This window comes from Thiocapsa imhoffii, assembly GCF_016583985.1.
Taxonomy (GTDB): Bacteria; Pseudomonadota; Gammaproteobacteria; order Chromatiales; family Chromatiaceae; genus Thiocapsa; species Thiocapsa imhoffii.
Genome location: NZ_NRSD01000006.1, coordinates 97631 through 110873, shown reverse-complemented (window position 1 = coordinate 110873; position 13243 = coordinate 97631). Strand labels below are relative to the sequence as shown.

Below are 13243 nucleotides of genomic sequence, written 5' to 3'. Positions count from 1 at the left end.
TCTGTCGGTCGACCAGGGATCGTTCGTTACCTTTGACGGAGGACAGTGACCAAGTTCCGCACGCAGGCCGAGTCTGGGCGTGCGCCGAGCATCAGGCACCGTGGTGCCGACCGCTAACGCGCGGCCATGATGGCCCGCATCGCAATGGGGTTGGCGCGGCGCGCGCGGGCGTCAATCCGAATGGTAGCCGAGGATGCGCTCGACCTCGTTCTTCGACCCCAGGATGACCGGAACCCGTTGATGGAGCGATTCCGGCTGCAAATCCATGATGCGCTCGGTGCCCGTGATGGACCCGCCGCCGGCCTGCTCGACGATGAAGGACATGGGGTTGGCCTCATAGAGCAGGCGCAGCTTGCCACCCTGGCCCTTCGACTTCATCTTGCTGTCGATCGGGTACATGAAGACTCCGCCACGGGTGAGGATGCGATGCACCTCGGCGACCATGGAGGCGATCCAACGCATGTTGAAATCCTCGCCGCGCGGTCCTTCCTTGCCGTCCAGACATTCCTGGACATAGCGCTGCACCGGCGGCTCCCAGAACCGACTGTTCGAGGCGTTGATCGCAAACTCGCGGGTGTCGGCGGGGATCGTCATGTTGGGGTGGGTGAGGATGAACTCACCGATGTTCTGATCCAGGGTGAAGCCATTCACGCCATTCCCGGTGGTTAGGACCATCATGGTCGAGGGTCCATAGAGCGCGTAGCCGGCGGCGACCTGCTGCGTGCCGGCCTGGAGGAAATCACGCTCGGTCGGGGCGCCGTCGCCGCCCTGAATGCGCAGGATCGAGAAGATGGTGCCGACCGAGACATTCACGTCGATGTTCGAGGAGCCATCGAGCGGATCGAAGGTCAGGAGATATTTTCCGCGCGGGTATTTCGCTGGAATGTCATAGATGGTGTCCATCTCCTCCGAGGCCATGGCCGCGAGATGCCCCGCCCATTCATTCGATTTGATGAAGACCTCATTGGTCAGGATGTCGAGCTTCTTCTGGGTCTCGCCCTGCACATTCTCGCTTTCGGCACTGCCCAGAACACCGACTAAGGCGCCGTGGTTCACCATGTTGCTGATGACCTTGCAGGCGGTGACGATGTCGTTGAGCAAGGAGGTGAAGTCGCCGGTGGCGCCCGCAACGTGGCGTTGCTCCTCGATGATGAACTGCGTGATGGTCGTGCCGTTGTGCATGCGATCCTCTTCGTCTTCTGGTTTGTTCGACGGTTCTAAACTGCGTGCAGTATAGGATTTTCCGCACTCGCCATAAACCAGCAATGCGTCATTCGCCGCTCGTCGCGCTGCCGCGAACCCGCGGCCTGATGCCCGCGTGCGGTGAGGCGAGGGGAGCGGGGCCGGTCTCAGGTTGCAGAATCGCCGCCGCCGCGACATCATCATGGCAGCGATTGGTTGGCGCATGGCCCGAGGCGACGCCCCTTGAATGTCTTCGACAGTCTGACCGATACGGGTGCGCGTGATGTCCAGCGCACGGTGTCGGGATCACCCCCCGAGCGCGCATCCCTGCCCTTGACACGGCTGCGGAACCACTTACTCAAGGGCCACCGAGGTCGGATCGTCGGGGCGACGACCCAAGCGGCGCGGCACGCGCGCTGGTGTGACCTGCCCGCGGAATTGGCGCCGGCGCTTGCCGCGGCGCTGCGTGCCAGTGGGCGCGAACGCCTCTATAGCCATCAATCCCAGGCCTGGGAACTTGCACGGACCCCGCGGCATCTGGTCGTTGCCACCCCCACGGCGTCGGGCAAAACCCTGTGCTACAACCTGCCCGTGCTCGATGCGGTGCTGTCGCGTGGTCACAAGGCGCTCTATCTCTTCCCCACCAAGGCGCTGGCCCAAGACCAGGCGGCTGAATTGATGGCGTTGAGCCGGGCGATTCAAGCCGCCGGTGGTCCCGGCGTCAAGGCCTTCACCTTCGATGGGGATACTCCGGGGGATGCGCGCAAGGCCGTGCGCACGCGCGGCGATATCGTGCTCAGCAATCCGGACATGCTGCATCAGGCGATCCTGCCGCATCACACCAAGTGGGCGCAGTTCTTCGAGGGTCTGGCCTACGTCGTCGTGGACGAGTTGCACACCTATCGGGGCGTCTTTGGCTCGCATGTCGCTAATGTGTTTCGGCGGTTACGCCGGGTCTGTCGCTTCTATGGCGTGCAACCCACCTTCCTCTTCACCTCGGCGACGATCGCGAATCCAGCCGAATTGGCCGAGCGGCTCTGTGGTGAGCCCGTCGTGGCGCTCACCGAGTCGGGTGCGCCGCAGGGTGAGCGTCATCTGCTGCTCTGGAATCCGCCGGTCATCAATCCTGATTTGGGGATCCGCGCCTCGGCTCGCTCCCAAACCACGCGGATCGCGCGCGCGGCGACAACACTGGGTCTGAAGAGCATCATCTTTGCGCGCTCGCGCCTCATGGTCGAGGTCATCACGAAATACTTGAAGGACGTCTTTGACCGCGACCCGCGCAAGCCGGCCCGGGTGCTGGCCTATCGCGGCGGTTATCTGCCGAGCGAGCGCCGTCGGGCCGAGCAGACGATGCGCGACGGTGCCGTGGATCTGGTGGTCAGCACCTCGGCCCTGGAGCTGGGTGTCGACATCGGCGCCTTGGATGTCGCGATCCTGAACGGCTATCCGGGGACGATCGCCGCAACCTGGCAGCGACTCGGGCGGGCCGGACGGCGGCTCAAACCCAGTCTGGGGGTGATGGTCGCAACCAGCGACGCGCTCGATCAATACATGATGCGTCACCCTGAGTTCTTCTTCGGGGCCTCGCCCGAGCAGGCGCGCATCCATCCTGATCAACTCTTGATCCTGATGGAGCATGTCCGGTGCGCGGCCTTCGAACTGCCGTTTCACGATGGCGAATCCTTTGGTGCCGAGGATCTCGGCGAGATGCTCGGTTACCTGCGTGATGAGGGGGTGCTGCAGCATCAGGGCGGGCGCTGGTTCTGGATCGCCGACAGCTATCCCGCCAACGCGGTCTCGCTGCGCTCGGTCGCCGAGGGGAATTTCGTCGTCATCGAGACCACGGAGGGTGCCCAGCGGGTGATCGCCGAGGTCGACTACAGCAGCGCGCCCGGTACGCTCTACGAAGGGGCCATCTACATGATCCAGTCCCAACCCTATCAAGTCGAACGGCTCGATTGGATCGGGCGCAAGGCCTTCGTGACCCGCACCCGCGCGGACTATTACACCGATGCGATCGATTACACGCGGCTGAAGATTCTCGCCCGCTTCGAAGGCCGCGCCCTAGGCCAGGGCGCGACGGCCCAGGGCGAGGTGCATCTGGTGCGTCGTTATCCTGGATACAAAAAGATTCGTTACTACAGCCATGACAACGTCGGCTATGGGCACATCGACCTGCCAGACCAGGAGATGCACACAACGGCGGTCTGGTGGCAGATCGCGCCTCAGGCCCTGGACCGGGCGCTGCCTGATCGTCAGCAGGCGATCGACGGCTTTCTGGGCGCGGCCTATGCGCTGCATCACATCGCCGCGTTACGGGCAATGGCCGAGATCCAGGATCTCGGACGCTCGGTTGGGGACGCGCAGGGGACCTGGTTCGCCGTGGTGGGCAACGCGGGGCGCGGGCAGTTGCGTGGACCGGATCATCAGCCCTTGGAGCCGAGCGCCGAGCCGCGGTTTGAGCCGACGCTGTTCCTCTACGACAACTATCCAGGCGGCGTCGGGCTGTCGGCGCCGCTCTTCGACGATGCGGCGCTCTTGGTCCGAGATGCCTTGGATCTGGTGACCCATTGTGGTTGTCGCAGCGGCTGTCCCGCTTGCGTTGGGCCGGTCCTGCAGAGCGATGAGACGCTTGCCGTGACCCCACGCGCGGCCGCGCAACGGGTGCTGGCCCTTCTCGATGCCGTGACCCAGCCCCGTGCCTGGGAATCCGCCGCGGATCGGTCTGATGTGCTGTCTGCCGGATGAGCCAGCTGAGTCTCAAGGACCGTCTCGGGCGCTTGCGGGGATCGCCCCCTGCGGGTGCGACAGCGCCGACTGCGCCAGCTCCCTCCCTGGCCGCGCGGCTGCAGCGTCTGACGCTCGGTCGCGCGCGCGTTGAGACCCACTCCAGGTCTGGCGGTGCCGCGTTGGTCGAGGCGCTCGGCGCGGTGGAGGTGGCGCCTGGTGTTCTCCGTCTCGAACGGCAATTCGGTGCACGCGAACGGCACGGTCAGGTCGCACTCGGTCCGGACGGGTGCGCGAGCGCGCTGGCGGCACTCGATCACGGCGGGCCCGCGCCGCGGGTGCTCGAACCCCTGTCCGGTGCCTCGCTGGGGCGGGAGCTACTCTGCTTGGATACCGAGACGAGCGGTCTCGCCGGCGGCACGGGCACCTGGGCCTTCGTGTGCGGATTCCTGCGTGGCCATGCCAAGGGTTGGACCCTGCGCCAGTATCTCCTGACGCGTCTCGATGCCGAACCGGCCTACCTGGATGCGATCGCCGCCGAATTGCAACCACGCGCGCTTCTCATCAGCTACAACGGACGCGCTTTCGACATTCCGTTGCTGACCACGCGGTTTCGTCTGGCCGGTCTGCGCGATCCCTTCCCAGACGTGCCGCATCTGGACCTGCTCCAACCGGTGCGGCGCGCCTATGGCCGGGTCTGGGCGGATTGCCGACTCGCGAGCGTCGAACAGCGGCTGTTGGGGTTCGTCCGCCAGGATGACCTCCCCGGTGCGGCGGCGCCGGCGGCCTGGTTGGACTGGTTGCGTGAGGGGGCGGTGGCGCCCTTGGCGGGGGTGATGCGACACAATCGCTGGGATCTGCTCTCCCTGGCGGCGCTGCTCCCACGGCTCGGTGCGGTGTTTGCGGATCCGCTTGCGCACGCGGCGGATATCCGCGCGATTGCGGCCTATCATCAGTCACGGGGTCGCACCGAGCAGGCGCTTGACTTGCTCCAGTCCGGACGCCGGCGCTTGACTCACGCGGGACTCCTGGAGTTAGCGCGGCTGCATCGTCGTCGCGGCGACTGGGAGCAGGCGCGCGCGATCTGGGAGGAGCTCGATGCGGCGGACGATGCGACCGCGCGCACGGAATTGGCCAAGTACCACGAGCATCGCACGCGTGATCTGGCGCGCGCCCTCGCCTTGGCCAGGCGTCTCCCCCCTGGGCCGGAACGGGATCGACGCTGTGCCCGGCTGGGGGCAAAGACGCGTTGAGAGGAACACGCGGGCGGCGCCCAGCGAGGATCGGGGTTGAGGATCGAGCGCCGTTCAGGTCGAGCGGCAGGCCCTGAGCTGTGCGTCCGTGTGCGCGAGCTTCGCGCGGATCTCTCCCTCGCGGTCGACGGCGTAGGCCAGAAAGGTCTTGGCAATGGTCGAGAGATCTCGCCCCTTAGGATGGACGAGATACCAGGCGCGTTCGATCGGGAAGCCCTCGACATCGAGCATGGCCAACCGGCCCGCTCCACCATCGAGTGTCAGGGTATGCAGCGAGAGCGCCGAGATCCCGAGCCCGGCAATGATCGCGTGCTTGATGGCCTCGTTGCTGCCAAGTTCCATGCGGACATTGGGCCGGATGCCGCGTTCGGTAAATCGCCGGGCGATCGCGTCACGAATCCCGGACCCGGGTTCGCGCAGGATGAAGCGTTCCTCGGCCAAGCGCTCCAAGCTGATCCCGGACTGGCCGACTAGGGGGTGATCCTTGCGGGCGAGGATCACCAGCGGATTGGGGGCGAGATAGGTGGCCTCGACGTCGAGGCCGGCATGCGTGGGCTCACCGAAGATATAGAGGTCGTCGTCGTTGGCCGCCATGCGCTCGATGATGCGCGTGCGATTGGTGACCTTGAGCGACACGTCGATCCCTGGAAAGACCTCACAGAAGCCCCCGAGCAACTCGGGCGCGAAATATTTCGCGGTCGTGATGACTCCGAGTCGAAAACGTCCACTCTTCAATCCCTTGAGATCGGCCAGTTTGATCTCAAGATCCCCCAGCGAACGCAGGATGCCCTTGCAGGTGTCGTAGACCTCGCGCCCAGCGTCGGTCGGCTCGACATTGCGCCCGACATGCAGGAACAAGGGCATCCCGACGGTTTCAGTCAGCTTCTTGATTTGCATCGAAACGGTCGGCTGCGTGAGAAACATCTCCTCGGCCGCGCGGGTAAAACTACCCAGTCGCACGATCGCTTCGAGGAGCTGGAGTTGCCGCAAAGTCGCATGGCGAACGAATCGGTTCACCGCTTCGGTTTGGCCAACGACCTCGCGTGGCAGGTCCGGTCCGCTCACCAGCGGTGTCTCAATCGGGCCAGACGCGCGGTCGTTGCGGTAAGCCTGCCGGTCGCGGCTCCGGCTCCGCGCGGGTGTTCGGGGCGGCTCGTGGGGTCTTTGGGGTGCGCGGACGTGTCGTCGGCGCGGTTTTGCTCGCGGACGGACGGGGCGTGCGAGGTGAGGTGGCGGCCGTGCCCTGGTCCTGCGGCGACGACGCGCCATCGTTGGTTTCAGGTTCTAGCGGGATCTCACCACTCTTGGGATCGGACATTTGGAATCACTCGCTGGCAGTCGGTCAAGCGGTGTGATGGACTCACCCTGGGTGCTGGTGAGCCGTGGAGGATCAGGCGGATGCCGATCCGTCTCGAGACGCGGGAGCGGCACTCACATCATCTGCTGGCGCGACCAAGACATCCAGATCGCGGGCAAACCTATGCAAGGTGTCATCCACCTCCGTCGCGCCGTCCGGCGCATGCAAGGTGACGTTGACATAGGTGCGTCCAAAGCTCAGATCGGGGTAGACCCCGCTCTGTTCGGACAGTTCAGCCGCGCGTTCGAGGAAGGCGCGGGTGGCCTCGTAATCAGGGAATTCCAAGCGGCGCTCGAGTCGCGGTGGGCGCTGACGCTCGCTCCATTCTTGCTTCATGCGGCGACTCCCTCAGAAATAGGCGCGTTCGTTGCGGTCCTGAACACGCGGGACGCCGAGTGCGATGAGCCACTGTTCGAGCTCTTGGGCATGGACGGTTTCGTCCTGGAGTAGCCCCTGGAAGAATTCTCCATTTGCCTGATCGCCGATGCGCAGACAGAAGGTGACCGCTTCCTGATAGAGCGCAATGATCTCAGCCTCCAACACGGCATCTTGCCGTAGGAGATCGACGAGATTGCGGGCCACCCCTGCCGGTCGCAACTGCGACGCATTGGGTGCCACGCCAAGGATGAGCATCCGCTGAATGATTCGCTCGGCATGCTTCATCTCTTCGACCGTTTCCTCACGGAAACGTGTTGCCGCCTCGGTCAGGCCCCAGGCCTCGGCGAGCGAGGCCTGCGTCATGTACTGCTGAACCGCGGACAGCTCCAAGCTCAAGGCGCGGCCAAGATAGCCGAGGGTACGAGGATGTATGCGGACGTGTCTCATGCAGTCTGACCCGTGCCGCCTATGACGGGCGGCTCAAGGCTCGGTTGGCGGATGCTCAGTCTGCCGCCGCGGGCAGGGTCCTGTTGAGGATCGGCTCCACCTCGCGGTGCGGGCGGGCAATGATGTGCGCGGCGACCAGACCATCGCCGACGCGCTCACAGGCATCCGCGCCGGCACGCACCGCGGCGTTGACCGCGCCGGTCTCACCGCGCACCAGCACCGTGACGTAACCACCGCCGACGAACTCACGCCCGATCAGACGCACCTCGGCGGCCTTGGTCATGGCGTCCGCCGCTTCGATCGCGGGAACCAGTCCGCGGGTCTCAATCATCCCCAGGGCAATCCCGTAGCTCTCACTGGCCATTGTCTTCTCCACTCAGTTGTTGTGTATCGAAATGGATTCACGGACCGCCCACGGCGGCCGGTTTGGATCAGGTGCTCCCGCCGCGCTTAGTCGGTCGCGGGGCCGCCGACGGGCAGGATCGGCTCCACCTCGCGGTGCGGGCGGGCAATGATGTGCGCGGCGACCAGACCATCGCCGACGCGCTCACAGGCATCCGCGCCGGCACGCACCGCGGCGTTGACCGCGCCGGTCTCACCGCGCACCAGCACCGTGACGTAACCACCGCCGACGAACTCACGCCCGATCAGACGCACCTCGGCGGCCTTGGTCATGGCGTCCGCCGCTTCGATCGCGGGAACCAGTCCGCGGGTCTCAATCATCCCGAGCGCGATTCCGAATTTGTCGCTTGCCATCGTACGTGTCTCCTCTGTGTACCAAGTCGCCGCGGGCGCTGCGGCCCGATAGTCTTCAATTCAGGTTCAACCCTGTCCGTTCACGCGGATCGCTCCAGCCGATCCAACTCCGAATGCCGCGGCTCATGCCGCCCGCGCGGGGAGGGACGCGGTCGGCTGGATGGCCGCGGCTTCCTCCGTTTCCCAGTGATCGATGACCCCGCCGATCGTCAGGTCGGTCAAGATCGCGGCGTTCCCCATCGCGTAGCGCGCCGCCGAGCCGCTGACCACGAAGACCCAATCACCGACGCGGGCGTCGACGGGATCCGTGGCGACGACATATTGTCCCTTCAGATCCTGCAACAGCCGCAGATCCAGATGTCCCAGCCCCCCGTTGCGATGGGTACAGACGATGGAGCCGACAACTTTCCTGATTTCCACGTCCGGTTCTCCCGTGCGGGTGATGTTGCCGAGTGACCGCCGCGACTCAGGTCGACTTGGGCCGCGGTCGATCCGCTCCATCGTCGCCGGCACTCTCGGGCGGCCAGTGATCGATGATGCCGACGATCGTGAGGTCACTGGGATATTCCTTGCTGCCGGCCGCCTCGCGCGCCGCGGAGCTGCCGACACAGATCACCCAGTCACCCGGTACGCAACCCACTGAATCCACTGCGACCTGTCGGGAGCTGCCGTCGCGAACCACGAGCAGGTGTTTGTGTTCGAAGCCCGCGATGCGATTGGTCGAGACCAGCGGCCGTTCGACTTGGCAGATCTTCATCTCAGTGTCCCTCCGCAACGATGAGGCCGAGCGAGTCACCAATGACCTCGATCCCGGATTCCGCATCGCGGTCGCGCACCGCGAGCAGGCGATGCAACATCCCTTGCGCCGCGAGACCTTCGAAGCGGTCGGCGAGCGCCAGATCGAGCCGTTGGCACCGCTGCACGGCGCGGTCGCGGGCACCCGGCACCCGACCGTGATAGTCGAAGCGGATCACGACCGGGATCGGCAGGCCATGCGCGACATTGAGTCCACGAAAGATCGTGCAGCCGACATCGAGATCAGCCGCCCCTTCCTCCACCGTATCGAGATAGGCGAAGTAGGTGAGATTGCGCAGTTGGATCTCCTCGAACCCGATCCCGGCTCCCACGAAGCGCTCGGCATGCCCGATGTCCGGGTAATGCCCACCCTGATACTGGCGGACGTAATCGATCTGCGACAGATTGTTCTCGATCAACTGGGCCGCGAGGCGCACCATCCCGGCGTCGGCCGATGCGGGTGCGTGCGTCCGCACCAATTCAGCGATGCGTGAGCGCGCCGCCTCCGCGGACAGGTCACGCGTCATGGCATGCACCTTGGCCGCGTCGACGCCTTGCGCTGGACTCAGCTGACCCATGGCATCCGGCAGGTGAATGCGGATCGCATCCGTATCCGTATCGAGGCCGATCAGCAAGAGCGCGACCGAGGCGCCACAGCAAAAACTGTTCTCAACGGCCTCGCGAAACGCCGAGAGTCGCTCGATCGCGGCAGTCGCCGCGACCGCCTCGTTCGAGCCATGGGCCGCGCATCCCTGATGCGTTGGATCGACCGAGCTGTAGTGATAGATCGCCGCTTTGAGATAGCGTGTCGGGGTATCGGCGGTGTTGGGCTTACCCTCCCGGTAACGCCCCAGTTCCACCTCGACCCACTTCGCGACCGTGTTCTCGACGTCGAACAAACTCCCCGCATAGGACTTACGGCGCACCGCCGCGAAGGGCAGGCGCAGGACATAGCTGACGGCATGCGCGAGTCGCCCATCGGCGCACGGGGTCACGTCGAACAGATGAAATCCACAGTCCTGGATCATCTGGTCGAAGCCCTCGGTGTCGCGGCCGCACAGCGGGTCATTCAAAAAGAACTCGTCGGCCATCCGCCGGTAGGTCTCAAAAACGGTCCAGGCGAACAGGGTCCGGATATCAAGACCGGCGACCCAGGCATCCTCGAGCAACCGGCTCGGCAGTTGAAACCCCAATTCCGCCTCGGCAATGCGTTGCGCCTGGTGCTCGAAATCCGGTGTCCAGCCCAGCGCGGACAGACGCTTGAGCACCGGCACGATGTCATCGAACGCCCGTTTGGTCCGCTCTTCGTAGTCACGCAGCCGCCGATTCATGGCCCGATCGGTGAGCGGATGAAGCCCGCTCTCGGATCCTGCCGCGACCGGATTCGCCGGCCGTGCGGGCACCACCGGTTGCGTGGCGGCCTCCGCGGTGCGCCGTCTGGGCTCGCGCCGCGCCCGCTGGTCGCGCGACGCCGGAGCCACCGGCCGTGGCGCGCGGATGCGGGCTGCCCGCCCCACGGTCTCCGTCGCGCGCGGTTCGGTGTCAGGCCCGACGGTGCCCTCTGGTGCCGGCGCCGGCGTGCGCGGACGATAGCGCGGCGCGGCGACCGGTCCAGACTGGCTGGACCAGATCAGGCTTGATCGGGTTGGTCGGCGTTTGCTCGACATGGCCTCGGTGTCTCGTGCGGATCCTGGTTGATGGCTGAACGAGGGTTCAACGCGATCGGCTCGACGCATGGCGTCGCCTTAACCGCGCGCGCCCCCCGAATAGGTGATCAAGGAACCACGGTCGGTATTCCCGCTGGCGCCTGTCACCCGGCTGACCGGTGCTGGGACCTCTTCGTTGCGCTTCGCCTTCATCGCGGCCATGGCCGTCAGCGGGCCCGGGCGGGTCGGATTGCGGCGGCGCGCGGAGACGCCCTCGGTTCCGGTCACGCGTTCCCCGCGCTCCCAGTCATCCCCGGTGATCTTGGTGCCGGCGGCCTGTCCCTCTCCCGTCACCCGCGAGCGGACCGGTGGCGCGGCCGTGGCGACCGAGGGGTCAGCGCTGTCGGGTGCGCCGGCTAGGACCTCGGGTGCGAGGAGACTGGTGGGCACGGACTGATTCCGGTTGAAGCGAAATTGCTCGGTTCCGGTGATCTTGCCCGTGCCCATCCCAAAAGGGCCGGTGATACGACCCTCCTGCTCGTAGAGCGTCCCGGTCACGGCGCCCGACTGGCGGGCCTGAAAGGCCTGCCGGGCCGGCGAATTCACGCTGAAACTCTGCCAGGGCGCACCGTCGATGGGTTGCGGAAAATCGGCTTGGCCGGGTAGGGCGCCATTGCCACACGCCGCTTCGTATTGATCGACTCCGACATAGGGCGTCCCGGTCACCGGTTCGCACGCACCCTGTTCCGCGCCCGTCATGATGCCTCCAATGCCGGGTTGCATGCCTGTCATGCGCGCACCCATGGCAGCGGCCATCGGAGGGATCCGTTCGGCCATCGCGCGTTGCTGTGTGGGCTCGCAATAAGTCGCGCTCTGCTCAAGTCCCGCATAGGGCGTTCCGGTCACGGTCTTACAGGTGCCGGGTTCATCGCCGGTCACCCGGCTCGAGCGGCCGGTTTGCGTCCCGGAGACGACCAGGCCCCGCGTGGTCGTGGAGTGGCCAACCTTCGGCGGCTCGGTCGGCGGAGGCGCACTGTCGCAGAACTCGGCATACTGCTCGCGTCCGACGTATTCGTCCCCGGTGACCAGGCGACAACTGCCAGGCTCGTCGCCCGTCAACTTGGCGCTGCGACCGACGCGCGTCCCGGTCACGGTGCCGCCGCTCAGGGTCTGGGTCTGGTTGACCTTGGGGGGGACGTGCTGAAGTCCGGCCGCCGAGCGATTCGGGAGGTCCTCGTTGGTCAGATACTGGCTGCCCGTGGGCACGATGCCGGCGCCGGACTCATTGCCCGTAACCCGTTCGGAGAGTCCGACCATCACCCCGGAAACAGGGCGACCGGCGCGCGTCTGGGCCTGTCCGGGACGGCGTGGGTTCCCCGGCAGTTCGACCCCGCAGAAGGCACTCGCCTGCTCGGCGGAGAGATACTCGGTCCCGGTTACCGTTTTGCAGGTGCCGGGCTCGTCACCGGTCACCTTCGTCGAGCGACCGACCTCGTTGCCGGTGACGCGGTTGCCATGACTGGTGCTGGTCGTGCGGACCTTGGCGACCGGTTGAGGTGGCTCGGCCTGACAGAATTCGCGAAAGATTTCGGCGCCCATGTATTCGGTGCCGGTGACATCGCGACAGACGCTCGGCTCGTCGCCCGTCACGGAACGACTGCGTCCGACCCGCGTGCCGGTGACCAACTGGCCCTGCGCGGTCTCGCTGAGGCCGACCTTCCAGGGCTGATCAGCCGCGGCGCCGACCTGGTGCTCACGTCCCGGACGGATGCGTCCAACCGGCTGACTCCGCCGGCTCCCGGCGGACCCGTTGGTACTCCGCTGCGCACGCACGGTCTGCGCCAATTCTCGGCCTGACAATTGCGGATTGGCCTGGCGGGCGAGGCTGGCGGTGGTGGCTGGGGCGTTGACCGCGGCCTTACCACGGCCCGACTGCGCGCTGCGCCGGGCGAGGGCGAGCATGCGCCCCGTGGGCTTCACGGCGGTGATCCGTTTCCCCTGACGCCGCGCTCCAGCGCCCGTGGCGTCGGATCGTGGGGCGATGGCGCGCTCGCTGCTGCTGACCCAAGCACTGGCCGTCGTGGCCGTCGACGCGCCGGCACTGTCCGGGGTTCTACCGCATCCGCAGCCGCAGCCGCCAGCGGTGTCCGGCGTGCGTGGGGAACTCGGTTCCGGTGTGCGTGGCGCCCGGGTACGACTCCGATCCGCGGTCCGGTCGGCTCGTTTCCCGGCGCGGGAAAGGGCCTCGCGCCGCGCGCGGGCTTGCGCACGGCTCGAGTTGGCCGGTGAGGCGGGGGCGGTGACCGGGCGTCCGGCTGGGGCGGCACGGTGGTGATCCGCAAGGGACCGGGACGCACCCATGAGGCGAGTATCCGCTCGCTCGAGCAGGGGACGATCCAGCTTAGGCTGGGTCGAGGACGCCCGCTGGGGTGGCGCCGCGGTGGCCGCGCGACTGCGTTGGGGCGTCCCGCTGGCACCGTTGGTTCGCTTGCCGAGTGTGGACATGGCACGACGCCGTGCCAAAGCCGCTTCGCGGCCGCTCGATCTCAGATTCGCTTTGCTAGCCATGGTCGTCCCCTTGGGCGTCGAGTGCGTCATGCGGCGATGTCGGCCAGTCGCGGTGGCAACTACGGCCCCACGTTCGTGCCCTGACCGGGTCGGTGGACCGCCTCGGCCGCTCGATGTTTGTAACTGGATGC

At 66.2% G+C, this 13243-nt stretch carries 13 protein-coding genes; 3 read left to right on the top strand and 10 right to left on the bottom strand.

From position 1 onward, the window contains the following. Positions 1 to 171 precede the first annotated feature (171 nt). The gene (locus CKO25_RS08150; protein ID WP_200387424.1) at positions 172 to 1182 is read right to left on the bottom strand and encodes a class 1 fructose-bisphosphatase; all 1011 of its coding nucleotides are present in this window, start codon (positions 1180 to 1182) and stop codon (positions 172 to 174) included. Between the two features lie 297 nt (positions 1183 to 1479). Here CKO25_RS08150 and CKO25_RS08145 point away from each other — a divergent pair, with 297 nt between their 5' ends. Then, on the top strand, positions 1480 to 3933 hold the full coding sequence (locus CKO25_RS08145) for a DEAD/DEAH box helicase (protein WP_200387520.1): 2454 nt from the start codon (positions 1480 to 1482) through the stop codon (positions 3931 to 3933). Continuing rightward, positions 3930 to 5165 carry a ribonuclease H-like domain-containing protein gene (locus tag CKO25_RS08140; protein WP_200387423.1) on the top strand — a complete coding sequence of 412 codons (1236 nt, stop codon included), beginning with the start codon at positions 3930 to 3932 and terminating at the stop codon, positions 5163 to 5165. Before CKO25_RS08145 ends, CKO25_RS08140 begins: the two co-directional genes overlap by 4 nt. Positions 5166 to 5219: 54 nt before the next feature. On the opposite strand, the gene CKO25_RS08135 is transcribed toward CKO25_RS08140, so the two are convergent. From CKO25_RS08135 to CKO25_RS08095, 9 genes are all read right to left on the bottom strand, one after another. Beyond that, on the bottom strand, positions 5220 to 6230 hold the full coding sequence (locus CKO25_RS08135; protein WP_338115093.1) for a LysR family transcriptional regulator: 1011 nt from the start codon (positions 6228 to 6230) through the stop codon (positions 5220 to 5222). Between the two features lie 325 nt (positions 6231 to 6555). Next, positions 6556 to 6858, bottom strand: a complete 303-nt coding sequence (locus CKO25_RS08130) for a 4a-hydroxytetrahydrobiopterin dehydratase (RefSeq protein ID WP_200387422.1) — start codon at positions 6856 to 6858, stop codon at positions 6556 to 6558. Between the two features lie 12 nt (positions 6859 to 6870). Next, positions 6871 to 7347, bottom strand: coding sequence for a ferritin-like domain-containing protein (locus tag CKO25_RS08125; RefSeq protein ID WP_200387421.1), 477 nt, complete (start codon positions 7345 to 7347; stop codon positions 6871 to 6873). A 55-nt stretch (positions 7348 to 7402) separates the two neighbouring features. Then, positions 7403 to 7711 (bottom strand): alpha-carboxysome major shell protein CsoS1, encoded by a 309-nt coding sequence (gene csoS1 / locus CKO25_RS08120; RefSeq protein WP_093036077.1) that lies wholly within the window; start codon positions 7709 to 7711, stop codon positions 7403 to 7405. Positions 7712 to 7797: 86 nt separating this feature from the next. Beyond that, positions 7798 to 8103 carry an alpha-carboxysome major shell protein CsoS1 gene (csoS1, locus tag CKO25_RS08115; RefSeq protein ID WP_200387420.1) on the bottom strand — a complete coding sequence of 102 codons (306 nt, stop codon included), beginning with the start codon at positions 8101 to 8103 and terminating at the stop codon, positions 7798 to 7800. Between the two features lie 123 nt (positions 8104 to 8226). Further along, positions 8227 to 8523: a carboxysome peptide B gene (locus CKO25_RS21115; RefSeq protein WP_200387419.1), complete on the bottom strand. Its 297-nt coding sequence runs from the start codon at positions 8521 to 8523 to the stop codon at positions 8227 to 8229. A 46-nt stretch (positions 8524 to 8569) separates the two neighbouring features. Continuing rightward, on the bottom strand, positions 8570 to 8860 hold the full coding sequence (gene csoS4 / locus CKO25_RS08105) for an alpha-carboxysome shell vertex protein CsoS4 (RefSeq protein WP_200387418.1): 291 nt from the start codon (positions 8858 to 8860) through the stop codon (positions 8570 to 8572). Position 8861: 1 nt separating this feature from the next. After that, positions 8862 to 10565 carry a carboxysome shell carbonic anhydrase gene (locus CKO25_RS08100; protein ID WP_200387417.1) on the bottom strand — a complete coding sequence of 568 codons (1704 nt, stop codon included), beginning with the start codon at positions 10563 to 10565 and terminating at the stop codon, positions 8862 to 8864. A 78-nt stretch (positions 10566 to 10643) separates the two neighbouring features. Beyond that, the gene (locus CKO25_RS08095; RefSeq protein ID WP_242467515.1) at positions 10644 to 12506 is read right to left on the bottom strand and encodes a CsoS2 family carboxysome shell protein; all 1863 of its coding nucleotides are present in this window, start codon (positions 12504 to 12506) and stop codon (positions 10644 to 10646) included. A gap of 79 nt (positions 12507 to 12585) precedes the next feature. Between CKO25_RS08095 and CKO25_RS21110 the strand changes: the two genes are divergently transcribed. Next, positions 12586 to 12879 (top strand): hypothetical protein, encoded by a 294-nt coding sequence (locus tag CKO25_RS21110; RefSeq protein ID WP_242467495.1) that lies wholly within the window; start codon positions 12586 to 12588, stop codon positions 12877 to 12879. The last annotated feature ends 364 nt before the right edge of the window (positions 12880 to 13243 follow it).

Excerpts from the sequence above, each read along its gene's own strand:
- CKO25_RS08150 (WP_200387424.1), bottom strand. The coding sequence starts at position 1,182 with ATGCACAACGGCACGACCATCACGCAGTTCATCATCGAGGAGCAACGC.
- csoS1 (WP_200387420.1), bottom strand. The coding sequence starts at position 8,103 with ATGGCAAGCGACAAATTCGGAATCGCGCTCGGGATGATTGAGACCCGC.
- CKO25_RS08130 (WP_200387422.1), bottom strand. The coding sequence starts at position 6,858 with ATGAAGCAAGAATGGAGCGAGCGTCAGCGCCCACCGCGACTCGAGCGC.
- CKO25_RS08095 (WP_242467515.1), bottom strand. The coding sequence starts at position 12,506 with ATGCTCGCCCTCGCCCGGCGCAGCGCGCAGTCGGGCCGTGGTAAGGCC.
- CKO25_RS08100 (WP_200387417.1), bottom strand. The coding sequence starts at position 10,565 with ATGTCGAGCAAACGCCGACCAACCCGATCAAGCCTGATCTGGTCCAGC.
- csoS4 (WP_200387418.1), bottom strand. The coding sequence starts at position 8,860 with ATGAAGATCTGCCAAGTCGAACGGCCGCTGGTCTCGACCAATCGCATC.
- CKO25_RS08125 (WP_200387421.1), bottom strand. The coding sequence starts at position 7,347 with ATGAGACACGTCCGCATACATCCTCGTACCCTCGGCTATCTTGGCCGC.
- CKO25_RS21110 (WP_242467495.1), top strand. The coding sequence starts at position 12,586 with ATGGCGCGCTCGCTGCTGCTGACCCAAGCACTGGCCGTCGTGGCCGTC.
- CKO25_RS08140 (WP_200387423.1), top strand. The coding sequence starts at position 3,930 with ATGAGCCAGCTGAGTCTCAAGGACCGTCTCGGGCGCTTGCGGGGATCG.
- csoS1 (WP_093036077.1), bottom strand. The coding sequence starts at position 7,711 with ATGGCCAGTGAGAGCTACGGGATTGCCCTGGGGATGATTGAGACCCGC.